General features: G+C 59.6%; 20 protein-coding genes. 10 read left to right on the forward strand and 10 right to left on the reverse strand.

What is annotated here, in order from left to right; translation table 11 throughout:
• The first annotated feature begins 58 nt into the window (after window positions 1–58).
• Both MMG91_RS15125 and MMG91_RS15130 read left to right on the forward strand, forming a co-directional pair.
• The gene (locus MMG91_RS15125; protein WP_310660043.1) at window positions 59–1207 is read left to right on the forward strand and encodes an efflux RND transporter periplasmic adaptor subunit; all 1149 of its coding nucleotides are present in this window, start codon (window positions 59–61) and stop codon (window positions 1205–1207) included.
• Window positions 1208–1220: 13 nt separating this feature from the next.
• Window positions 1221–4259: a multidrug efflux RND transporter permease subunit gene (locus MMG91_RS15130; RefSeq protein ID WP_310660044.1), complete on the forward strand. Its 3039-nt coding sequence runs from the start codon at window positions 1221–1223 to the stop codon at window positions 4257–4259.
• A 188-nt stretch (window positions 4260–4447) separates the two neighbouring features.
• Here MMG91_RS15130 and MMG91_RS15135 read toward each other — a convergent pair whose 3' ends face one another.
• The 5 genes from MMG91_RS15135 to colR all read right to left on the reverse strand — a co-directional run bounded on the left by MMG91_RS15135 (window position 4448) and on the right by colR (window position 8156).
• Window positions 4448–4675 (reverse strand): hypothetical protein, encoded by a 228-nt coding sequence (locus MMG91_RS15135; RefSeq protein WP_026331876.1) that lies wholly within the window; start codon window positions 4673–4675, stop codon window positions 4448–4450.
• A gap of 2 nt (window positions 4676–4677) precedes the next feature.
• On the reverse strand, window positions 4678–5391 hold the full coding sequence (locus MMG91_RS15140; protein ID WP_310660045.1) for a lipopolysaccharide kinase InaA family protein: 714 nt from the start codon (window positions 5389–5391) through the stop codon (window positions 4678–4680).
• Between the two features lie 4 nt (window positions 5392–5395).
• On the reverse strand, window positions 5396–6064 hold the full coding sequence (locus MMG91_RS15145; RefSeq protein WP_305446702.1) for a class I SAM-dependent methyltransferase: 669 nt from the start codon (window positions 6062–6064) through the stop codon (window positions 5396–5398).
• Between the two features lie 138 nt (window positions 6065–6202).
• Window positions 6203–7483, reverse strand: a complete 1281-nt coding sequence (locus MMG91_RS15150) for a HAMP domain-containing sensor histidine kinase (RefSeq protein WP_310660046.1) — start codon at window positions 7481–7483, stop codon at window positions 6203–6205.
• Window positions 7473–8156: a two-component system response regulator ColR gene (colR, locus tag MMG91_RS15155; protein ID WP_008069526.1), complete on the reverse strand. Its 684-nt coding sequence runs from the start codon at window positions 8154–8156 to the stop codon at window positions 7473–7475. The genes MMG91_RS15150 and colR overlap by 11 nt, the downstream gene beginning before the upstream one ends.
• Before the next feature lie 217 nt (window positions 8157–8373).
• Between colR and MMG91_RS15160 the strand changes: the two genes are divergently transcribed.
• A complete protein-coding gene (locus tag MMG91_RS15160) occupies window positions 8374–9117 on the forward strand; it encodes a phosphatase PAP2 family protein (RefSeq protein WP_310660047.1) in 744 nt (247 codons plus the stop codon).
• 171 nt (window positions 9118–9288) lie between these two features.
• Here MMG91_RS15160 and groL read toward each other — a convergent pair whose 3' ends face one another.
• The 4 genes from groL to MMG91_RS15180 form a co-directional block, all read right to left on the reverse strand.
• Window positions 9289–10932: a chaperonin GroEL gene (gene groL / locus MMG91_RS15165; RefSeq protein ID WP_074874047.1), complete on the reverse strand. Its 1644-nt coding sequence runs from the start codon at window positions 10930–10932 to the stop codon at window positions 9289–9291.
• Between the two features lie 49 nt (window positions 10933–10981).
• A complete protein-coding gene (locus tag MMG91_RS15170; RefSeq protein WP_007898444.1) occupies window positions 10982–11275 on the reverse strand; it encodes a co-chaperone GroES in 294 nt (97 codons plus the stop codon).
• 247 nt (window positions 11276–11522) lie between these two features.
• On the reverse strand, window positions 11523–11999 hold the full coding sequence (locus MMG91_RS15175; protein ID WP_038981886.1) for an FxsA family protein: 477 nt from the start codon (window positions 11997–11999) through the stop codon (window positions 11523–11525).
• 66 nt (window positions 12000–12065) lie between these two features.
• Window positions 12066–12797 carry a HugZ family protein gene (locus tag MMG91_RS15180; protein WP_305503075.1) on the reverse strand — a complete coding sequence of 244 codons (732 nt, stop codon included), beginning with the start codon at window positions 12795–12797 and terminating at the stop codon, window positions 12066–12068.
• Window positions 12798–12941: 144 nt separating this feature from the next.
• Here MMG91_RS15180 and MMG91_RS15185 point away from each other — a divergent pair, with 144 nt between their 5' ends.
• Window positions 12942–13700 (forward strand): SDR family oxidoreductase, encoded by a 759-nt coding sequence (locus tag MMG91_RS15185; protein WP_305446707.1) that lies wholly within the window; start codon window positions 12942–12944, stop codon window positions 13698–13700.
• Window positions 13701–13810: 110 nt separating this feature from the next.
• Here the strand turns inward: MMG91_RS15185 and apbC are convergent, their stop codons facing one another.
• A complete protein-coding gene (gene apbC / locus MMG91_RS15190) occupies window positions 13811–14905 on the reverse strand; it encodes an iron-sulfur cluster carrier protein ApbC (protein ID WP_008069516.1) in 1095 nt (364 codons plus the stop codon).
• A gap of 331 nt (window positions 14906–15236) precedes the next feature.
• On the opposite strand from apbC, the gene metG reads away from it, so the two are divergent.
• The 6 genes from metG (at window position 15237) to MMG91_RS15220 (ending at window position 21174) form a co-directional block, all read left to right on the forward strand.
• Window positions 15237–17288 carry a methionine--tRNA ligase gene (gene metG / locus MMG91_RS15195; protein ID WP_305446708.1) on the forward strand — a complete coding sequence of 684 codons (2052 nt, stop codon included), beginning with the start codon at window positions 15237–15239 and terminating at the stop codon, window positions 17286–17288.
• 142 nt (window positions 17289–17430) lie between these two features.
• Window positions 17431–18000, forward strand: a complete 570-nt coding sequence (locus MMG91_RS15200) for an Rnf-Nqr domain containing protein (RefSeq protein WP_310660048.1) — start codon at window positions 17431–17433, stop codon at window positions 17998–18000.
• Window positions 17997–19004: an electron transport complex subunit RsxB gene (gene rsxB, locus MMG91_RS15205; RefSeq protein WP_310660049.1), complete on the forward strand. Its 1008-nt coding sequence runs from the start codon at window positions 17997–17999 to the stop codon at window positions 19002–19004. The genes MMG91_RS15200 and rsxB overlap by 4 nt, the downstream gene beginning before the upstream one ends.
• Window positions 18991–19983: an RnfABCDGE type electron transport complex subunit D gene (locus MMG91_RS15210; protein WP_310660050.1), complete on the forward strand. Its 993-nt coding sequence runs from the start codon at window positions 18991–18993 to the stop codon at window positions 19981–19983. The genes rsxB and MMG91_RS15210 overlap by 14 nt, the downstream gene beginning before the upstream one ends.
• Window positions 19980–20591 (forward strand): RnfABCDGE type electron transport complex subunit G, encoded by a 612-nt coding sequence (locus MMG91_RS15215; protein ID WP_310660051.1) that lies wholly within the window; start codon window positions 19980–19982, stop codon window positions 20589–20591. Before MMG91_RS15210 ends, MMG91_RS15215 begins: the two co-directional genes overlap by 4 nt.
• Entirely contained in the window at window positions 20584–21174 is a 591-nt protein-coding gene (locus MMG91_RS15220; RefSeq protein WP_310660052.1) for an Rnf-Nqr domain containing protein, read from the forward strand. The genes MMG91_RS15215 and MMG91_RS15220 overlap by 8 nt, the downstream gene beginning before the upstream one ends.
• The last annotated feature ends 17 nt before the right edge of the window (window positions 21175–21191 follow it).

Consider the following 21191-nt stretch of genomic DNA (forward strand, 5'->3'; position numbering starts at 1 on the left):
CGCAGTGGGAGTAATGTTCCCGCCTGTCTCACCTGATTTTCTCCAAGGAACTGGAAATATGCTGCGTCGCCGCATGCTGATCATGTTGGGTGTTGTTCTGCTGATCGTGCTGGTTCTGGCCGGTTACAAAGCCTTCTCTATCTACACGATGATGCAAGGCTTCTCCGCGCCGAAACCTCCGATAAGTGTCGCCGTGGCCACCGCCACCGAACGTCCGTGGCAAAGCCGTTTGCCAACGGTCGGCACCCTCACGGCGCTGCAAGGGGTCGACCTGAGCCTGGAGATCGCCGGCACCGTCAAGGAGGTGCAGTTCGAGTCGGGACAAAAGGTCAAGACCGGTCAGCCGATCCTGCAACTCGACACCTCCGTTGAAACCGCCCTGCTGGCAACCGCTCAAGCCGACCTGGGACTGGCGCAACTGGATTACGGTCGCGGCAGCCAATTGGTGGGCAGCCAGGCTATTTCCAAAGGCGAGTTCGACCGACTCTCGGCGGTGTTGCAAAAGAGCCGGGCCACGGTCAATCAACTCAAGGCAGCGCTGGAGAGAAAACGCATCCTCGCCCCGTTCAGTGGAACCATCGGCATTCGTCAGGTGGATGTCGGCGACTACGTGGCCAGCGGTACGATGATCGCCACCCTGCAAGACCTCAGCAGCCTCTACGTCGACTTCTTTGTGCCCGAACAGGCCGTGCCGAAAATCGCCCTTGGCCAACCGGTACAGGTCATTGTCTCGGCCTACCCGACAGAGCACTTTCCCGGCACCATCAGCGCAATCAACCCGAAAGTCGAGAACAGCACCCGCAACGTGATGGTACGCGCCACCCTGGCCAACCCCGATGGCAAGTTGCTGCCGGGGATGTTCGCCAGCCTGCAGGTGCTGTTGCCCGATCCGCAGCCACGCATCGTCGTGCCGGAAAGCGCGATCACCTACACCCTTTATGGCAACTCGCTCTACGTCGTCGCGCAGAAAAAGGCCGAAGACGGCAGCCTCGAAAAAGACGACAAGGGCGAACCGATTCTGATCGCCGAACGGCGCTTCATCGAAACCGGCGAGCGCCGCGACGGGATGGTCATGATCACCAAAGGCGTGCAGAAGGGCGAAAAAGTGGTCACAGCCGGCCAGATCAAACTGGACCACGGCGCGCACATTGCCATCAGCGACGACAAGACCCTAGCCGAGAAGAACAGTCAGCCGCGCGCTGACTGATCAAGGAATCCCCATGGCTTTTACCGACCCGTTCATCCGCCGTCCGGTGCTCGCCACCGTGATCAGCCTGTTGATTGTGCTGCTGGGCTTCCAGGCCTGGAGCAAGTTGCCGCTGCGCCAATACCCGCAAATGGAAAACGCCCTGATCACGGTGACCACCTCTTACCCCGGGGCCAACGCCGAAACCATCCAGGGCTACATCACCCAGCCGATGCAACAGAGTCTGGCCAGCGCCGAAGGCATCGACTACATGACTTCGGTCAGTCGCCAGAACTTCTCGGTGATCTCGATTTACGCGCGCGTCGGTTCCAACAGCGACCGCTTGTTCACCGAACTGCTGGCCAAGGCCAACGAGGTCAAGAACCAGCTGCCCCAAGACGCCGAAGACCCGGTGCTGAGCAAGGAAGCCGCAGACGCCTCGGCGCTGATGTACATCAGTTTCTTCAGCGACGAGCTGAGTAACCCGCAGATCACCGACTACCTGTCCCGGGTCATCCAGCCGAAACTGGCGACCCTGCCGGGCATGGCCGAAGCCGAGATTCTTGGCAATCAGGTGTTCGCCATGCGCCTGTGGCTGGACCCGGTGAAACTCGCCGGTTTCGGCCTGAGCGCCAGCGACGTGACCAACGCCGTGCGCCAGTACAACTTCCTCTCCGCCGCCGGCGAAGTGAAAGGCGAGTACGTGGTCACCAGCATCAACGCCAACACCGAACTGAAATCCGCCGAGGCCTTTGGCGCGATCCCGCTCAAGGTCGAGGGCGACAGTCGCGTGCTGCTGCGGGACGTGGCGCGGGTCGAGATGGGCGCGGAGAACTACAACACCATCAGCTCTTTCGGCGGCACGCCCTCGGTGTACATCGGTATCAAGGCCACGCCCGGCGCCAACCCGCTGGACGTGATCAAGGAAGTGCGCAAGATCATGCCGGACCTGGAAGCCCAGCTGCCGCCGAACCTGAAAGGTGAAATCGCCTACGACGCTACGCTGTTCATCCAGGCCTCCATCGACGAAGTGGTGAAAACCCTGTTCGAAGCGGTGCTGATCGTGATCGTCGTGGTGTTCCTGTTTCTCGGTGCCCTGCGCTCGGTGGTGATCCCGGTGGTCACCATTCCGCTGTCGATGATCGGCGTAATGTTCTTCATGCAGATGATGGGCTACTCGATCAACCTGCTGACCTTACTGGCGATGGTATTGGCCATCGGGCTGGTGGTGGACGACGCCATCGTGGTGGTGGAAAACATCCACCGGCACATCGAAGAAGGCAAGACACCGCTGGATGCGGCCATCGAGGGTGCCCGGGAAATCGCCATGCCGGTGGTGTCGATGACCATTACCCTGGCGGCGGTCTATGCGCCGATCGGTTTTCTGACCGGTCTGACGGGGGCGCTGTTCAAGGAGTTCGCCCTGACGCTGGCCGGGGCGGTGGTGATCTCCGGTGTCGTCGCCCTGACGCTGTCGCCGATGATGTGCGCCATGCTGCTGCGCCACGATGAAAACCCTACCGGCCTGGCCCATCGCCTGGACGTGATCTTCGAAGGCCTCAAGCGCCGCTACCAGAGTCTGCTTCATGGCACCCTCAACACCCGGCCGGTGGTGCTGGTGTTCGCGGTGATCGTGCTCTGCCTGATTCCGGTGCTGCTCAAATTCACCCAGTCGGAACTGGCGCCGGACGAAGACCAGGGCGTCATCTTCATGATGGCCAATGCCCCGCAACCGACCAACCTCGACTACCTGAACACCTACACCGACGAGTTCCTCGCGATTTTCAAGGAGTTCCCCGAGTACTACTCCTCGTTCCAGATCAACGGCTTCAACGGCGTGCAATCAGGGATCGGTGGCTTCCTGCTCAAACCCTGGAACGAACGCGACCGAACCCAAATGCAGATCCTGCCCGAGGTCCAAAGCAAGCTGGAGAGCATTCCCGGATTGCAAATCTTCGGTTTCAACCTGCCGTCCCTGCCGGGCACCGGCGAAGGCTTGCCGTTTCAATTCGTGATCAACTCGGCCAACAGCTATGAATCATTGCTGGAAGTGATGGACCGGGTGAAAAAAAGAGCGATGGAATCCGGCAAGTTCGCTTTTGTCGACGTCGACCTGGCCTTCGACAAACCCGAAGTCGTGGTGGATATCGATCGCGCCAAGGCCGCACAAATGGGTGTATCGATGCAGGACCTGGGCGGCACCCTCGCGACGTTGCTGGGTGAAGCAGAGATCAACCGTTTCACCATCGAAGGCCGCAGCTACAAAGTCATTGCGCAGGTGGAACGTCCCTTCCGGGATAACCCCGACTGGCTGAACCATTATTACGTGAAGAACACCAAAGGCGAATTGCTGCCCCTGTCGACCCTGATCACCGTGACGGACCGGGCGCGACCGCGTCAGTTGAACCAGTTCCAGCAACTCAACTCGGCGATTCTTTCCGGGGTGCCGCTGGTCAGCATGGGTGAAGCCATCGACACGGTGCGCCAGATCGCTCGGGAAGAAGCGCCGACGGGTTATGCCGTCGACTATGCCGGTGCATCACGGCAATACGTTCAGGAAGGCAGCGCGCTGTGGGTCACCTTTGCCCTGGCGCTGGCGATCATCTTCCTGGTGCTGGCGGCCCAGTTCGAAAGCTTCCGCGATCCGCTGGTGATTCTGGTGACCGTGCCGCTGTCGATCTGTGGCGCGCTGATCCCGCTGTTCCTTGGCTGGTCGAGCATGAACATCTATACCCAAGTGGGATTGGTGACGTTGATCGGGCTAATCAGCAAGCACGGGATTCTGATCGTTCAGTTCGCCAACCAGTTACGCAAGGAGAAGGGGCTGTCGCCTCGCGAAGCAGTGGAGGAAGCGGCGGCCATTCGCCTGCGTCCGGTATTGATGACCACGGCGGCGATGGTATTCGGCATGGTGCCGTTGATCATCGCCACGGGCGCGGGTGCCGTCAGCCGGTTCGATATCGGCACGGTGATCGCGACGGGGATGTCGATCGGGACGCTGTTTACGTTGTTCGTGTTGCCGTGCATCTACACGTTGCTGGCCAAGCCCTATAAACCTGAAGAACACCCATAAACCTGTGGGAGCGCAAGGCTGAATGATCGTTCCCATGCTCTGCGTGGGAATGCAGCCCGGGACGCTCCGCGTCCCATCAAAAGCCGAACGCGGAACATCCGTAGAGGCATTCCCACGCAGAGCGTGGGAATGATCGGCACAAAAAAGGCCTCGCATCTGCGAGGCCTTTTATTTGGGCTTCAATCTATTCAACTTTGTGGCCTCAGTCCCTGAGAAAGTCCGAACATGAACAGTAACAAGTCATGATCGGGTTGAGTGGCCACGGGTGCTTTGGCAACCCGGGGCAACGGACAATGCGCGTCACCGTGCACGGAGCTGAGGACTTGCGTACGGGGCTGCTCCCACGCTGCCACCGCCAATGAAGCAACTGCCAAGGCTCCAGCTAAGAACAAACCTCGTGCAATTTCGAGTTTCATTGTTATAAGCCTTTGATAGCGCTGCCAAACGCCGTCTCATAAAAATAGACGAGTTTTTTCCAGTCTGTATCGCTGAACGACGAGTGGCGGCGCAATTGCTGCAGGTCATGGGCCGCTGCACGACGGGCGGTAAAACGCTGTCGACATTTCTCCAGATCGATCAATGCCACCTCGACCTTTGCGGAATCGCCTTCACCGGTGACCCGCACGAATACGTGCTTGATGTAGAGGCAGCTGTGCTGCCAACGGCCCTTGTGCATGCGGGCCAGGTTGTCGGCCAGATCCTTCAATACGCGATCATGCACCGCCTCACCATGACGCTCGCGACCGCCACCTTTGTACCAGTGAACGAGTTCCTCGAAGCCATCCAGGGACTTGGTAACCAGTAATGCGCGCCACTTATGCACGGGATCGCGCTGTGCCCCGCAAAAAACGATTTCCGGAACCCGAACATCGAGCAGCCGCAGGCCAATGAGTGCATCACGCTCGCGCAACACCGTCGGCCGACCGAAGGGATGTAACGCGCTGCGATAGATATGCCCGGTTTGACGCTTGGTGTAGAGCAGCTGTCCATCACTGCCCATGACGCGCTGCACGCCACTTTCCCCACCGCGACGGACATTGGGTTCTTCTACCCATTCACCGCGCAGGTTCCAGAAGTAGTCAAAGCGGTCCTGAGAAGCAACTTGCGTTTGTGCTGCACATTGCACTGCCATCTTGTTACCTCTTGCGTAATACGTATACCCGCCACATGGCGTAGAGCGGTAAAAAATCCAGTTGTTCCTGGATCCGAAAACCCGCCTGCTCGAATTCCTTTTCAACCGTGGCAGCCGGTAACACAAATCGATTCTGGTAACCCTCCTGCCCACGCCTTTTCTCCGAGCGCTTGCGTTTCCAGGCCTTGAAATTGCCGTCCACCCACAACGAAACAATCACGCTGTCACGGGTGACGCGCTCGAATTCGCGCAGGATGGTCAGTCGATGCTCGGCTTCACCGATGTGATGGAGCAGACGCATACAGAAAATGCTGTCGACGGCGTTATCGGGCAAGGCAATGTCGAATGCAGAAGTGTGCAAGGGTTGTACCCGTTTCACCACCTCGGCAGGTTGTGCCTGCATGGCAATCTTCAACATGGACTCCGAGTTGTCGGCGCCGATGATGACACGGTTGTGTTTTTCCGCCAGCAGCGGCCAGAAACGCCCTGCGCCGCAGGGCAAATCGAGGACCAACCCAGGCTCACCGGCCAGCATCAGCGCTTTTCGCGCCAGTTGTTCGTCACGCCAGTGGGACAGTCGGCGGCCGAGCCCCTCCTGATGCTTGCGCAAATATTTCCGGGCGTGTTGATCGTCGTACTTTTCGGAAAAATCGAGTTTGATCGGACCAGCCATCACTGCAATCTCCTGAACATCTGACGGCTACCACCTTAGGTAGCGTGGTGTCAGTGTCAGGTCGTGCCTTTGTGAAAAATTTGTCATGTAAAACCCGGGATTATTTCAGGATTTTACATGACCGACATTCAGGATCCGTCAGATCAGGGACGGACTCAAATCCACCTGAAAACGGCAACCATTGGGCTCCATGTTGGTCAGGCTGACGCTCCAGCCCTGATTCTCGCAAATCCGCTGCACCAGCGACAGCCCCAGCCCCAGGCCCTCGCCGCGTTTCTCGTTGCCGCGCACGAACGGCTCGAACATCGCCTCGCGTTTTTCCTCGGGAATGCCCACGCCACTGTCTTCCACCACGAACCCTGTATCCGTCAGGGAAAGGCGGATGTAGCCATGCTCGGTGTAATGCAGCGCATTACGCAACAGGTTGCCCATCACCGCATGCAAAAGGGTCGCGTTATAGCGGGTGTCCGGCGGATTGCCCGGCTCAAAGTTCAGCATCAGGCCTTTGGCTTCGATCGGCTCGCGCCATTGACTGAGCAGCCCGTCGGCTACCTGGCTAAGGGTCTGCTGGGGGGCCATGCTGGCGTCTTCATGTTGAGCTCGGGCCAGCATGAGGAAGGTTTGCACCAGCTCGCGCATCTCCGCACATGCACGAGCGATTCGCTCGACCTGGGCACGTCCGCGCTGATCGATGCCGGGGTTTTCCAGCAACAACTCACAGGAGCTGGCCAACACCATCAACGGCGTCCGCAGCTCGTGGCTGACGTCACTGGTGAACAATCGCTCCCGGGTCAACGCCTGACGCAAGCGCCCGAGGGTGGCGTCGAAGGCCACGGCCAGCTCGCCCACTTCATCGGCGGCATAGTCCGGCGCCAGTGGCGGCGCCAGGCCCAGCAGCTGATCCCGATGACGCACCTGACGGGCCAGTCGCACCACCGGCGCCATGACTTTGCGCGCCAGCACCCAGCCCAGAAATACCGCCAATGCCAGGCTCAGGACGAAACCCACCAGCACCACGGCAAACAGCACCCGCTCACGCTCTTCGAAATCGCTCTGGTCCTGCATCAGCACGTAACGCCGACCGTCAACGATTTCAACCATCGCGTGATACGACAGCTGCTCGCGAAAGACTTCATGAAAGCCCGAGTCCAGGTGCCGCAAATCCTTGGGCAGTTCGAAGTCGCCCGGCCCGCCGCTGAAATAGAACAGCTGGTCCGGCTCGGGGCGGTGGCTCCAGTCCGACACGCTGTCCATCAGCAACAGGCGTTGCAAATCGCCGCCCAGACCTGCCGAAATCAGTTTTTTTTCCACCAGGTGCACGGTCGCCACAATGCCCATGGCGAAGGCTCCCGCCACTAGCGCGCTCATCAATGCAAAGGCGATGATGATCCGTTGAGCAAGGCTCTGCTTAAACTCCATCACGGCCCTCGGCCAAGCGATAACCGACGCCATGCACCGTGTGCAGCAAGGGCTTGTCGAACGGTTTGTCGATCACCTGACGCAGTTGATGGACGTGGCTGCGCAGGCTGTCGCTGTCCGGGCAGTCATCGCCCCACAGGGCCTCTTCGAGAACCTCGCGGCGTAGCACGTGGGGGCTTTTCTGCATCAACACGGCCAGCAACTTCAGGCCCACCGGGTTGAGTTTCAGCAGGCGGCCTTCGCGCGTGACTTCCAGAGTATCGAGGTCGTAGCTCAGATCACCGACTTGCAAGGCACGGCGACCGCCCCCTTGGGCACGGCGCATGACCGCCTCGATCCGCGCGGCCAGTTCGGACAGTGCAAAGGGTTTGATCAGATAGTCGTCAGCACCGGATTTGAAGCCCTGCAAACGGTCATCCAGTTGATCGCGCGCAGTGAGCATGATCACTGGCGTGTCGCGGCGGGCGTCTTCGCGCAGGCGTTTACACAGGGTATAGCCGTCGATACCAGGCAGCATGATGTCGAGCACGATCAAGTCGTAATGCTCGGTGGCCGCCAGGTGCAGGCCCGACAAACCGTCCTGCGCGCAATCCACGGTGTAACCCTTGAGCCCCAGATAATCGGCCAGATTGGCCAGGATATCGCGGTTGTCTTCAACCAATAGAATTCGCATCGGCACCTCCTCCGTACACAGTAACGGCTGTCTTGGCGCGCAGCTTAAGGCCAAGTGTGGCTCAGGGACAGGGTGGCGTGCAGGGGTAAATCCGACAAAAAAAGCCTGAGAGGGCCTTAACAACTTTTTCACCATCGATTCACAGGCTGACGACAGAGGCGTGTTCAGACTCCCGCGGTTGCGCGCTTCAGAACATTTCACTCATCAAGGATTTGCCATGGCTTCGACCGCTGCCCGCCCCGCTTCCAGGCCACTGAATGTCTGGCTGTGCCTGGGAGTGCCCGCCATTGCGGCGATCACCCTGCTGTTGCTCGAACTGACGTCCCTGGACATGGACCTTGCCAGGCTGTTCTACGACCCGGTCGCCGGCGAGTTCATCGGGCGACACAGTTACTTCCTGGAAAACATTTTGCATGACCGGGCCAAGCAAGTGGTCATCGCCTTTTCGGTGTTCGCCATCCTGGGCTTCATCGGCTCTTTTTTCCTGGAAAGGCTCAAACCGTTCAAGCGCGAACTGGGCTGCCTGGTGTTATCTCTGGCGCTGGCAACGTCGTTCGTCACTCCGGTCAAAGCCGTGACCGCAGTGCAATGCCCATGGAGCCTGGAGCAATTCGGCGGGCATGAAACCTACAGCGAACTGCTCAGCCCTCGCCCGCACACCGACAAGCCGGGCCGTTGCTGGCCGGGTGGTCATGCGGCGACCGGTTTCACGTTGTTTGCGCTGTTCTTCGTATTGCGCGACCGGCGCCCGCGTCTGGCACGCAAAGCGTTTGTCTTCGCCTTCGCGTTGGGCTCGGTGTTTTCCATCAGCCGGATGATGCAGGGGGCGCACTTCTTTTCGCACAACGTGTGGACGGCAATTTTCTGCTGGTTGATTTGTCTGGGGGCGTATTACTACATCCTTTATCGACCGGCCTCCAAAGCTGTGCGAGTAGTCAACGTGGAGCCTGTCAGCGTCTGAGCTGACGCCATCGCGGGCAAGCCCGCTCCCACAGGGTTGATGCCGATCCTGTGGGAGCGTGGCTTGCCCGCGATGGCCGCGACTCGGTCTCCCGGCGGACCAAATTGAAGGCAATAAAAAACCCCGCCTGCTTAGCGCAGACGGGGTTTTTATGTACGGGGTAAGGCTGGCTTACATCATGCCGCCCATGCCGCCCATTCCGCCCATGTCTGGCATGCCGCCGCCAGCTGGTGCGTCGTCCTTGATCTCGGCGATCATGGCTTCGGTGGTGATCATCAGGCTGGCAATCGACGAAGCCGCTTGCAGAGCCGAACGAGTCACTTTAGCCGGGTCCAGGATACCCATTTCGATCATGTCGCCGTATTCGCCGGTCGCAGCGTTGTAACCGTAGTTACCCGAACCCTGCTTGACCTTGTCGACAACTACGCTTGGCTCGTCGCCGGAGTTGGCAACGATCTGGCGCAGCGGCGCTTCAACAGCGCGACGCAGCAACTGGATGCCAACGTTCTGGTCATCGTTGTCGCCTTTGAGCTCGGAGATAGCCTGCAGAGCGCGAACCAGTGCCACGCCACCGCCAGGTACCACGCCTTCTTCAACGGCTGCACGGGTAGCGTGCAGGGCGTCTTCAACGCGGGCTTTCTTCTCTTTCATTTCTACTTCGGAACCAGCGCCAACCTTGATCACTGCAACGCCGCCGGACAGCTTGGCCAGACGCTCTTGCAGTTTTTCACGGTCGTAGTCGGACGAAGTGTCAGCCACTTGCTGACGGATTTGCAGTACGCGAGCCTGGATATCAGCCTCAACGCCGGCGCCGTCGATCACGGTGGTGTTTTCTTTGGACAGGATCACGCGCTTGGCATTACCCAGGTGTTCCAGGGTAGTGCTTTCCAGGCTCAGGCCGATCTCTTCGGAGATAACGGTACCGCCAGTCAGAACGGCGATGTCCTGCAGCATGGCCTTGCGACGGTCGCCGAAGCCTGGAGCCTTGACGGCTGCGACTTTGACGATGCCACGCATGTTGTTCACAACCAGAGTCGCCAGGGCTTCGCCTTCAACGTCTTCGGCCACGATCAGCAGTGGACGGCCGGCTTTGGCAACGGCTTCCAGGACTGGCAACATTTCGCGGATGTTGGAGATCTTTTTGTCGACCAGCAGGATCAGCGGACCGTCGAGTTCGGCAGTCATGGTCTCTGGCTTGTTGACGAAGTACGGGGACAGGTAGCCACGGTCGAACTGCATGCCTTCAACAACCGACAGTTCGTTTTCCAGGCCCGAGCCTTCTTCAACAGTGATCACGCCTTCTTTGCCGACTTTTTCCATGGCTTCGGCAATGATGTCGCCGATGGAGCTGTCGGAGTTGGCCGAGATGGTGCCGACCTGAGCGATGGCCTTGGTGTCAGCGCAAGGCTTGGACAGGGCTTTCAGCTCTTTGACGATCGCGATGGTCGCTTTGTCGATACCGCGCTTCAGGTCCATCGGGTTCATGCCGGCAGCGACGGCTTTCAGGCCTTCGTTGACGATCGATTGAGCCAGAACGGTAGCGGTGGTGGTGCCGTCGCCTGCGTCATCGTTGGCACGGGAGGCAACGTCTTTGACCAGCTGCGCGCCCATGTTTTCGAAGCGATCTTTCAGCTCGATTTCTTTGGCGACGGAAACACCGTCCTTGGTGATGGTCGGAGCGCCGAAGCTCTTCTCGATGATCACGTTACGGCCTTTAGGGCCCAGGGTCGCTTTTACTGCGTCAGCCAGGACGTTGACACCGGCGAGCATTTTCTTGCGGGCGGAATCGCCGAATTTAACTTCTTTAGCAGCCATGATCGATATTCCTTAAATACTTTGTAGTAACGGGAAAATGAGCGGGGAATCAGCCTTCGATGACAGCGAGGATTTCGCTCTCGCCGATGACCAGCAGGTCTTCGCCGTCAACTTTCACAGTGTTGCTGCCGGAGTAAGGGCCGAACACAACCTTGTCACCCACTTTCACGGCCAGCGCACGCACTTCACCGTTGTCCAGTGCTTTACCTGGGCCTACAGCGAGGACTTCACCCTGGTTTGGCTTTTCAGCAGCCGAACCTGGCAGGACGATACCGCCAGCGGTTTTCTTTTCTTCTTCGCTGCGACGGACGACGACGCGGTCATGCAGAGGACGAAGCTTCATTGTCGATCTCTCCTAATTGTGGTTTTCATCGGCCGGTGTAGTCCCGGCGGGTTTAACAAATCCGGCGGCGCCGGGTGCGGTTCGTCGAGCGAACCGCGGAAGTCTGTCTGGCGTGATCGCCAGAAACCTTGCGGTGACCGTTACATAAGGGCGCACAAGCTTATTTCAAGGGCGGGGAGCGAAAAATTTTTACGTCAATGCCCTGAAAACCAACACGGCACCCGAAGGTGCCGTGTCGATGGAAGTGTTACTTGGAGTCGCGGTGCTCGAACTCGCCTTCGATCACATTGGGCTCACGGCCCAATGGCTGCTGCGGAGCAGGACCGCCCCGTGGCTGAAGGTCATCGGCGAACGCACGCTGACGCATCGCTTGTTCCTCGGCGCGCAGACGCATTTTGTTGGCCAGCAGTCGACGAGAGATCGGCAGCAACATGATCAGACCCAGCACGTCGGTGACGAAGCCCGGCAGGATCAACAGACCGCCCGCCAGGGCCAGCATCAGGCCTTCGAGCATGGTCTGGGCCGGCAGCTCGCCGCGGTTCAGACTTTCACGGGCGCGTAGCGCAGTAGCCAGACCGGCGATACGCAGCACGAACACGCCGAGCATCGAGCCGAGAATGATCAGCAGCAGGGCCGGGAAAAACCCGATCGCCCCACTGACCTTGACGAATACGAACAGCTCCAACACCGGGAACAGTACAAAGAGCAATAAAAAAGGGCGCATCAAATGGTTCCTCAACGCAAGAATGCCTTGCCAGTTTTCCTTAGATGACGTCGCCGTTTCGTGAATTCAAGCGTCGGCCACTTCATTTTTCGGCCAATGCTCGGCGTGAGCCAGGAAAACCAAGGCTTCCCGGACTTGTGTCGGCGTATTACAGGGCGTTTGAAACGGCAGCCAGTAGAGCCCCTGACCGATGCGCAAGTGCATGCCTTCGGTGTCGATACCGGCCAATTGCGCCGGAGCGGTTTTTGGCAGCCCCGCCAGCTCGACGTAGTGAGCGATGGCTTTAGCGTGATCAGCATTCATGTGCTCGACCATGCTCACTTCGGCCTTGCCGGCGAACGGGTTGGCGAGGGTCAACTGATCGATCCAGTGGATCGCACCGAAACCGCCGATGTAGCGGTGACGTATCGGTTTGAGCACCCAGAAATCGAAATCGTGGGCTTTGTGATAGTTCTGCGAGTCCGGGAAATAGCGATAGTAACGCTCGGCTGCCGCCTCGATGGCAGTGGGGTCTTGAAGCTTTTCTGCCTCAGCGAGGTAAGTCAGGCGACCAACGGCTTGTACGTCTTCGGCTTCACGCTCACCCACCAACAGCGAGCATTTTGGATCTTTCTGCAAGTTGTGAGTGTGCTGAGCGATGCGGCTGATAAGGATCAGCGGCCGGCCCTGCTCATCCAGGCAATAGGGAACCACGGACCCAAACGGAAAACCGGGCATCGCTTTGGAGTGGGTCGACAGCACTCCACGGTATTCCTTGAGAAGCAATTCTCGGGCGTTCTTAGCAACTTTAATGCTCAATTTATGACTCCTTATGTAGAATCCGTCGAAAACGGACGGACAACTGGGCTAAAGTTCCCAGGACGCCATCAGGCAGTTCTCATGTGCGGCGGGCCCGCGCACCCTACAAGAAATCCACTCTGACCAGCTAACGGGGCTATGCGAATGCAACTCACTGACAAAGTAATCATTATCACCGGCGGTTGCCAGGGGTTAGGCCGGTCCATGGCAGAGTATCTTGCAGGTCGTGGCGCGAAGCTGGCCCTTGTGGACCTGAACCAGGAAAAACTCGACGCCGCCGTCGCGGCTTGCAAAGCCAAGGGTGTCGAGGCTCGGGCCTACCTGTGCAACGTCGCCGATGAAGAACAGGTGACCCATATGGCCGCTCAGGTGGCCGACGATTTCGGCGCGATCCATGGGCTGATCAACAACGCCGGCATTCTGCGCGACGGCCTGCTGCTGAAGCTCAAGGACGGCGAAATGACCAAGATGAGCCTGGCCCAATGGCAGGCGGTCATCGACGTCAATCTGACCGGTGTGTTCCTGTGCACCCGTGAAGTCGCGGCGAAAATGGTCGAGCTGAACAACAGCGGCGCGATCATCAATATCTCGTCGATTTCGCGCGCCGGCAACGTTGGCCAGACCAACTACTCCGCCGCCAAAGCCGGTGTCGCTGCGGCGACTGTGACCTGGGCCAAGGAACTGGCACGTTACGGCATTCGCGTGGCGGGCATTGCGCCGGGCTTCATCGAAACCGAGATGACCCTGAGCATGAAGCCCGAAGCGCTGGAGAAAATGACGTCCGGGATTCCGCTCAAGCGCATGGGTAAACCTGAAGAGATCGCTCAGTCGGCAGCGTACATCTTCGAGAACGACTACTACACCGGTCGGATTCTGGAATTGGATGGCGGGTTGCGCATCTAAGGCAAGATCAAAAGATCGCAGCCTCGCTTCGCTCGACAGTTCCTACATGGATTGGCTTACACCTGTAGGAGCTGTCGAGCGAAGCGAGGCTGCGATCTCTTTTCAGCGGATCAATCGTCGCTGACGGTGATGTTCGGCATCGCCGGCGTCGCGGCTTCCTGCAGCACAATCCGCGCCCCCACATGGCGGGCCAGTTCCTGGTAAACCATCGCAATCTGGCTGTCGGGCTCGGCGATCACCGTTGGCTTGCCGCCATCGGCCTGTTCGCGAATCAGCATCGACAGTGGCAATGAAGCCAACAGTTCGACACCGTACTGGTTGGCCAGCTTCACACCGCCCCCCTCACCGAACAGATGCTCGGCATGCCCGCAGTTGGAGCAGATGTGCACGGCCATGTTTTCCACCACGCCCAGTACCGGGATGTTGACCTTGCGGAACATCTCCACGCCCTTGCGCGCGTCCAGCAATGCCAGATCCTGCGGCGTGGTCACGATTACCGCGCCGGCCACCGGGACTTTCTGCGCCAGGGTCAGCTGGATATCGCCGGTGCCTGGCGGCATGTCGATGACCAGATAATCCAGGTCGCCCCAGGCCGTTTGCGTGACCAGTTGCAATAAGGCGCCGGAGACCATCGGCCCGCGCCAGACCATCGGCGTGTTGTCGTCGGTCAGGAAGGCCATGGACATCACTTCGACGCCATGGGATTCAATCGGAATGAACCACTTCTGATCCTTGACCTTTGGTCGGGTGCCTTCAGGGATGCCGAACATGATGCCCTGGCTCGGACCGTAGATATCCGCGTCGAGAATCCCGACCTTGGCGCCTTCACGGGCCAAGGCCAACGCGAGGTTGGCAGCGGTGGTGGACTTGCCCACGCCGCCCTTGCCGGACGCCACGGCCACGACGTTCTTGACGTTGGCCAAACCCGGAATCTGTGCCTGGGCCTTGTGCGCGGCGATCACGCTGGTGATCTCGACGCGCGCGGTGACGACGCCGTCCAGGCCTTCGATGGCCAGTTGCAGCAACTGCGCCCAACCGCTCTTGAACAGACCGGCGGCGTAACCCAGTTCCAGCTGGACGCTGACGCGATCACCCTGGATATCGATGCTACGCACGCACCCGGCGCTGACCGGGTCCTGGTTCAGGTAAGGGTCGGTGTATTGGCGAAGGACGGCTTCCACCGCTGCGCGATTGACGGCGCTCATGGGCAACTCCGATAGCAAGACTGGAAAATCAGGGAGGTATCCTAACCGTTCTGTCGCCTGGACGGCATGCTTTCAGAATATGACAAATATCCCATGACCAGACGCGCCCTGTAGCAGCTGGCGAAGCCTGCGTTCGGCGGCGAAGCCGTCGTAAAACCAGACAATGCGGTGTTTCAGGTAGATCGAGGTGGCAGGATAGGCGACGGCTTCGCCGCCGAACGCAGGCTTCGCCAGCTGCTACAAAGGTCCGTGGAGGCAGGCCGTGGGGGTGAAAAATATGCGCCGGCGCTTTATAGTGGCCGACCTCCGTTTCATCAAGTAGCCGAGCCCCATGTCCGAGCCACGCAAGATCCTCGTCACCAGCGCCCTGCCCTATGCCAATGGTTCGATCCACCTCGGCCATATGCTGGAATACATCCAGACCGATATGTGGGTGCGCTTCCAGAAGCATCGCGGTAATCAATGCATTTATGTCTGCGCCGACGACGCCCACGGTTCGGCCATCATGCTGCGCGCGGAAAAGGAAGGCATCACCCCGGAACAACTGATCGCCAACGTCCAGGCTGAACACAGCGCCGACTTTGCCGAGTTCCTGGTGGACTTCGACAACTTCCACTCCACTCACTCCGAAGAAAACCGTGAGCTGTCGAGCCAGATTTACCTGAAGCTGCGCGACGCCGGGCACATCGCCACGCGCTCGATCACTCAGTACTTCGACCCGGAAAAGAAAATGTTCCTGGCCGACCGCTTCATCAAGGGCACCTGCCCGAAGTGCGGCACCGAAGACCAGTACGGCGACAACTGCGAAAAATGCGGTGCGACCTACGCGCCGACCGACCTCAAAGATCCGAAGTCGGCAATTTCCGGCGCCACCCCGGTGCTCAAGGATTCCCAGCACTTCTTCTTCAAATTGCCGGACTTCCAGGAAATGCTGCAAGCCTGGACCCGCAGCGGTACGTTGCAAGAAGCCGTCGCCAACAAGATCTCCGAATGGCTGGATGCCGGCCTGCAACAGTGGGACATCTCCCGCGATGCACCGTACTTCGGCTTCGAGATTCCCGACGAGCCGGGCAAGTATTTCTACGTGTGGCTGGATGCGCCAATCGGCTACATGGCCAGCTTCAAAAACCTCTGCGACCGCACGCCTACACTTGATTTCGACGCGTTCTGGGGCAAAGACTCCACCGCCGAGCTGTACCATTTCATCGGCAAGGACATCGTCAACTTCCACGCCCTGTTCTGGCCCGCCATGCTCGAAGGCGCCGGGTTCCGCAAACCGACCGGCATCAATGTACACGGCTACCTGACCGTCAACGGCCAGAAGATGTCCAAGTCCCGCGGTACGTTCGTCAAGGCGCGGACTTACCTGGATCACCTGTCGCCGGAATACCTGCGCTACTACTACGCCGCCAAGCTGAGCCGTGGCGTCGACGACCTGGACCTGAACCTCGAAGACTTCGTGCAGAAGGTCAACTCCGACCTGGTCGGCAAAGTCGTCAACATCGCCAGCCGTTGCGCCGGTTTCATCCATAAAGGCAACGCCGGTGTACTGGTAGCCGGCAACGCCGCGCCGGAACTGACTGACGCCTTCCTGGCCGCAGCACCGAGCATTGCCGATGCCTACGAGGCTCGCGACTTCGCACGTGCCATGCGCGAAATCATGGGCCTGGCCGACCGCGCCAACGCCTGGATCGCCGACAAGGCGCCGTGGTCGCTGAACAAACAGGAAGGCAAGCAGGATGAAGTCCAGGCCATTTGCGCCTTGGGCATCAACCTGTTCCGTCAACTGGTGATCTTCCTCAAACCGGTGCTGCCGTTGCTGGCCGCCGATGCCGAGGCATTCCTGAATGTCGCCCCGCTGACCTGGAACGACCACGCCACCTTGCTCAGCAACCATCAGCTGAACGAGTTCAAACCGTTGATGACCCGCATCGACCCGGTAAAAGTGCAAGCCATGACCGACGCCTCGAAAGAAGACCTGACCGCCAGCGCAACCGACACCGGCGAAGCTGCACCGGCCGGCAACGGTGAACTGGCCAAGGATCCGCTGTCGCCAGAAATCGAGTTCGACGCCTTTGCCGCTGTAGACCTGCGCGTGGCGCTGATCGTCAAAGCCGAAGCAGTGGAAGGTGCCGACAAGCTGCTGCGCCTGACCCTGGACATCGGTGACGAGCAACGCAACGTGTTCTCCGGCATCAAGAGCGCCTACCCGGACCCGTCCAAGCTCAATGGTCGCCTGACCATGATGATCGCCAACCTCAAGCCTCGCAAAATGAAATTCGGCATCTCCGAAGGCATGGTGATGGCGGCCGGCCCTGGCGGTGAAGAAATCTACCTGCTGAGCCCTGACAGCGGCGCCAAGCCGGGTCAGCGCATTAAGTAAAACCCTGCGGTAAACCGATCCCACAGTCGTGCCCGGCGCGACTGTGGGATTTTCATGTCTGGCCCCCCCTCCTTCCTTGCCGGATAATGCCTAATCTCTTTTAGAGAGCCCTTGAGAAAGCCCTGTCCTTGCCGGCACGATCATGACCGAACTGCTTCTTACGCTTATCAGCGCCGCCCTGATCAACAATCTCGTGTTGCACTGGCCGCTGGGCGTCGATCCGGTGCTGGCCAGCGAGCAGCCACAGGTCCACGCGCTGGGCATCGCGACAACGTGCCTGATGCTGATCGTCGGCATACTCGGCTATGCGCTCTACCATTGGCTACTGGTGCCGTTGGCGCTGACCTCGCTGCGTCTGTTCGTATTCCTGCCGTTGAGCGTTCTGCTGATCGGCCCGCTGTTGAAGTTGCTTTCACGGTTATTGGCGAAACTTTCATTCGATGGCCTCTGGCCCCTGCTGCTGGGGAATGCCGGGGTGCTTGGGCTGACGTTGCTCAACGCTCAGAACAACAAGGGAATTTTCCACGCCATAGCCCTGAGCCTTGGCGCCGGGCTGGGTTTCTGGCTAGTTCTGAGTCTGTTCAGCGACTTGCGCCAGCGCACACTCGACAACGATATCCCCCTGCCCTTTCGCGGCCTGCCGATCGAGTTGATCGGCGCCGGATTGATCGCGGTGGTTTTTCTCGGATTCAGCGGACTGATTAAAACATGAGTCTGATTCAAAGCATCGACGCCCTTTTGCCGCAGACCCAATGCGGCAAGTGTGGCCACCCTGGATGCAAACCCTACGCCGAAGGCATCGCCAACGGCGAGCCGATCAACAAGTGCCCACCGGGCGGCAGCGAAACCATCGCGGCCTTGGCCGACCTGCTGAAAGTGCCGGTGCTGGAACTGGATGTCAGTCGCGGTTCGGCACCCGCGCAGATCGCTTACATCCGCGAAGCCGAATGCATCGGCTGCACCAAGTGCATTCAAGCCTGCCCGGTCGACGCCATTGTCGGCGCGGCGAAATTCATGCACACGGTCATCGTCGACGAATGCACCGGTTGCGACCTCTGCGTGGCGCCCTGCCCGGTGGATTGCATCGAGATGCATCCGCTACCGCTGGCCACAGTCTTGCCGATTGTCGGCGGGCTGGCGTTCAGCCTGGAGGAACAACAGGCCCGGGCCGCCAAGCGCAATCACGCGCGACGCCGTTTCGAACAGCGCAATGCCCGTTTGCATCGCGAAGAGGAACAGAAACTCGCCGAACGCCAGGCCCGTGCCCAACGCGCCGTGCAGCACAGCGAAGTGACGCTCGACCCGGTTCAGGCCGCACTCGAGCGCGTCCGCACACAGAAGGCCGCCAATGCCGATGCAGCACTGAAAAAAGCCAAGGTCGATCTGGCGATGAGTCGGGCGCAGCTGAACAAATCGCTCAAGGCCTTCGGGCATCCGCCAACCTTCGAGCAGCAATCGCAACTGATCGTGCTGCAACAGCAGTTCGAAGCCGCCGAACAGGCACTGGGGCAACTGGAGAGCAGCACACCGCCGGTCTCTGCGGCACCTGCGCCGGCAAAAGATGCCGAGTTGAAACGGGCGAAGATCCAGCTGGCCATGCGCCGCGCCGAACTCAAGAAAGCTCAGACAAGCGAAGCCCCAGCCGAACAGATCGAAGCGTTGCAACATGCGCTCAACGAAGCCGAGCGTCAGGTGGATGCCTATGTCACCCCTTGAATCGGTGGATGAACGCCTTCAGCAGGCCATGAAGCTGGTATTGCTGGCCACCGTGCCGGGGATGCTGATGTTGTTCTGGCTGTACGGCTGGGGCGTATTGATCAACCTGATTCTGGCGGCTATCACCGCACTGGCCGTTGAGGCGGCAGTGTTGCAGCTGCGCAAGCAACCGATAAAACCGACGCTGAGCGACGGCAGTGCGCTGGTCAGCGCGACGCTGTTGGCGCTGGCCTTGCCGCCTTATTGCCCGTGGTGGCTGACGGTCAGTGCTGCGGCGTTCGGACTGTTTTTCGGCAAGCACTTGTATGGCGGCGTCGGCAAGAATCCGTTCAATCCGGCGATGCTCGGTTTCGCGTTGGTCTTGGTGATGTTTCCCCAGCAAATGACCCATTGGCCAGCGTCCCATGGCATGGATTTGTTTGGTGGGCTGCAACAGGTGTTCGGCTTCAGCTTCGGTCAGGCACCCGATGCGTGGGCCCAGGCCACGGCGCTGGACAGTCTGCGAATCAACAAAAGCCTGACCATGGAAGAACTGTTCGCCGGCAACCCGGCATTCGGCCGTTTTGGTGGCCGAGGCATGGAATGGGTCAACCTGGCGTTTCTGGCAGGCGGTGCGTTTCTGCTGCAGCGGCGGGTATTCAGCTGGCATGCGCCGGTCGGCATGCTCGCCAGTCTGTTCATCATCAGCCTGTTGTGCTGGAACGGTACGGGCTCCGACTCTCATGGCTCGCCACTGTTTCATCTGTTCACCGGCGCGAGCATGCTCGGTGCCTTCTTCATCGTGACAGAACCGATATCCGGCGCGAAAAGCCCCACCGCCCGATTACTGTTCGGCGTAGGCGTGGGGTTACTGACTTATATGATTCGGACGTGGGGCGGGTATCCGGACGGTGTGGCTTTTGCGGTTCTGCTGATGAACCTTTGTGTACCGGCGCTGGAGCGGTTTGCCGCGTCCAGGCAGGAGCCAGTTGCCCCATGAACCGAGCGACGAACGCTGTGATCCTGGTAGTGCTGGCAGGCCTGGGGATGGGCGCGACTTACCTCGTGCAGCACACCGGCGCCACGCGCGTTGCCGCCGAACAACGCCTGATCGACAGCCGCCAGTTACTGGATCTGCTACCGCCCGGCAGCTACGACAATCAGCCACTGGAACACCCCCTCAGCCTCGAAAGCACTCCCTTGGCCAACAGCACACTGTTGGGTGGCTACCTGGCGTCCAAGACTGGTCAATCGAGCGCCGTGTTGCTGCGCAGCCAGACACTGGGCTACACAGGCTCCATTGAGTTGCTGATCGCCATAGACCCCCAAGGCAAGTTAATGGGGGTCAAAACCCTCAAGCAATCGGAAACCCCTGGGTTGGGCGGCAAGCTTGCCGATTGGCCTAATGCCTGGCTGCAGGTGTTTACCGGCAAGTCTCTAACCGACCCCGATGACAATGGCTGGGCCTTGAAAAAGGACCAAGGGCAATTCGATCAGATCGCCGGCGCGACCATCACCTCAAGAGCAGTGATCAATGCCACCCATGACGCGCTGCGCTACTTCGATGAACACCGGCAACCGCTGATCGGGAGCAGTGCCCATGAGTAAGTCATCAACCCTGCAGAACTCGCTGATGCTTACGCCCTTGATCGGCGTCACTGATTCATTGGTAACGGCCCTGGGCCTGTGGCTGATGTTCGCCCTGGTGCTCAGCGCTTACGGCGTGAGCATGGGCGTCTTGCGTTCGCGACTGATTCCGGCAACACATTTGCTTGCCTGCCTGTTGCTGGCCGCCACGCTGACCAGTTGCGTGGAACTCGCCATGCAAGCCTGGTCGCTCCAATGGCACCAGCCTCTGAGCCTCTACGCAGGATTGATCGCCTTGCAATGCGTCGTGCTGGAACACAACGGTTATTTTCACAGCACATGGCGTGATCGACTGCGTCTGTGTGGCCTGTTCGGCGCCTTGATGGTGGGCCTGGGCCTGCTGCGCGAGCTTCTCGGCAACGGGACACTCGGTAGCCATCTGTCCTGGATGGCCGGGGCCACGCAACCGGACTGGCAAGGCTGGACGCTGATCGACGACGGTGGCCTGCACCTGGCCACTCTGGCCCCTGGCGGGTTTATTCTGTTGGGATTGCTGATCGCCGCACATCAGGCCTGGACCCGCCGCCCCGCGGCCTCACTTTGACCGCTTTCGAGGAAACG

This window comes from Pseudomonas sp. JL3, assembly GCF_031570575.1.
Taxonomy (GTDB): domain Bacteria; phylum Pseudomonadota; class Gammaproteobacteria; order Pseudomonadales; family Pseudomonadaceae; genus Aquipseudomonas; species Aquipseudomonas cucumis.

Bases quoted from the DNA above. Each gene is read 5' to 3' on its own strand.
- apbC (WP_008069516.1), bottom strand. From the start codon at position 14,905: ATGAGCGCCGTCAATCGCGCAGCGGTGGAAGCCGTCCTTCGCCAATAC.
- metG (WP_305446708.1), top strand. From the start codon at position 15,237: ATGTCCGAGCCACGCAAGATCCTCGTCACCAGCGCCCTGCCCTATGCC.
- groL (WP_074874047.1), bottom strand. From the start codon at position 10,932: ATGGCTGCTAAAGAAGTTAAATTCGGCGATTCCGCCCGCAAGAAAATG.
- colR (WP_008069526.1), bottom strand. From the start codon at position 8,156: ATGCGAATTCTATTGGTTGAAGACAACCGCGATATCCTGGCCAATCTG.
- rsxB (WP_310660049.1), top strand. From the start codon at position 17,997: ATGAGTCTGATTCAAAGCATCGACGCCCTTTTGCCGCAGACCCAATGC.
- MMG91_RS15170 (WP_007898444.1), bottom strand. From the start codon at position 11,275: ATGAAGCTTCGTCCTCTGCATGACCGCGTCGTCGTCCGTCGCAGCGAA.
- MMG91_RS15185 (WP_305446707.1), top strand. From the start codon at position 12,942: ATGCAACTCACTGACAAAGTAATCATTATCACCGGCGGTTGCCAGGGG.
- MMG91_RS15200 (WP_310660048.1), top strand. From the start codon at position 17,431: ATGACCGAACTGCTTCTTACGCTTATCAGCGCCGCCCTGATCAACAAT.
- MMG91_RS15130 (WP_310660044.1), top strand. From the start codon at position 1,221: ATGGCTTTTACCGACCCGTTCATCCGCCGTCCGGTGCTCGCCACCGTG.
- MMG91_RS15160 (WP_310660047.1), top strand. From the start codon at position 8,374: ATGGCTTCGACCGCTGCCCGCCCCGCTTCCAGGCCACTGAATGTCTGG.
- MMG91_RS15135 (WP_026331876.1), bottom strand. From the start codon at position 4,675: ATGAAACTCGAAATTGCACGAGGTTTGTTCTTAGCTGGAGCCTTGGCA.
- MMG91_RS15210 (WP_310660050.1), top strand. From the start codon at position 18,991: ATGTCACCCCTTGAATCGGTGGATGAACGCCTTCAGCAGGCCATGAAG.
- MMG91_RS15215 (WP_310660051.1), top strand. From the start codon at position 19,980: ATGAACCGAGCGACGAACGCTGTGATCCTGGTAGTGCTGGCAGGCCTG.
- MMG91_RS15175 (WP_038981886.1), bottom strand. From the start codon at position 11,999: ATGCGCCCTTTTTTATTGCTCTTTGTACTGTTCCCGGTGTTGGAGCTG.
- MMG91_RS15150 (WP_310660046.1), bottom strand. From the start codon at position 7,483: ATGGAGTTTAAGCAGAGCCTTGCTCAACGGATCATCATCGCCTTTGCA.
- MMG91_RS15220 (WP_310660052.1), top strand. From the start codon at position 20,584: ATGAGTAAGTCATCAACCCTGCAGAACTCGCTGATGCTTACGCCCTTG.
- MMG91_RS15125 (WP_310660043.1), top strand. From the start codon at position 59: ATGCTGCGTCGCCGCATGCTGATCATGTTGGGTGTTGTTCTGCTGATC.
- MMG91_RS15145 (WP_305446702.1), bottom strand. From the start codon at position 6,064: ATGGCTGGTCCGATCAAACTCGATTTTTCCGAAAAGTACGACGATCAA.
- MMG91_RS15140 (WP_310660045.1), bottom strand. From the start codon at position 5,391: ATGGCAGTGCAATGTGCAGCACAAACGCAAGTTGCTTCTCAGGACCGC.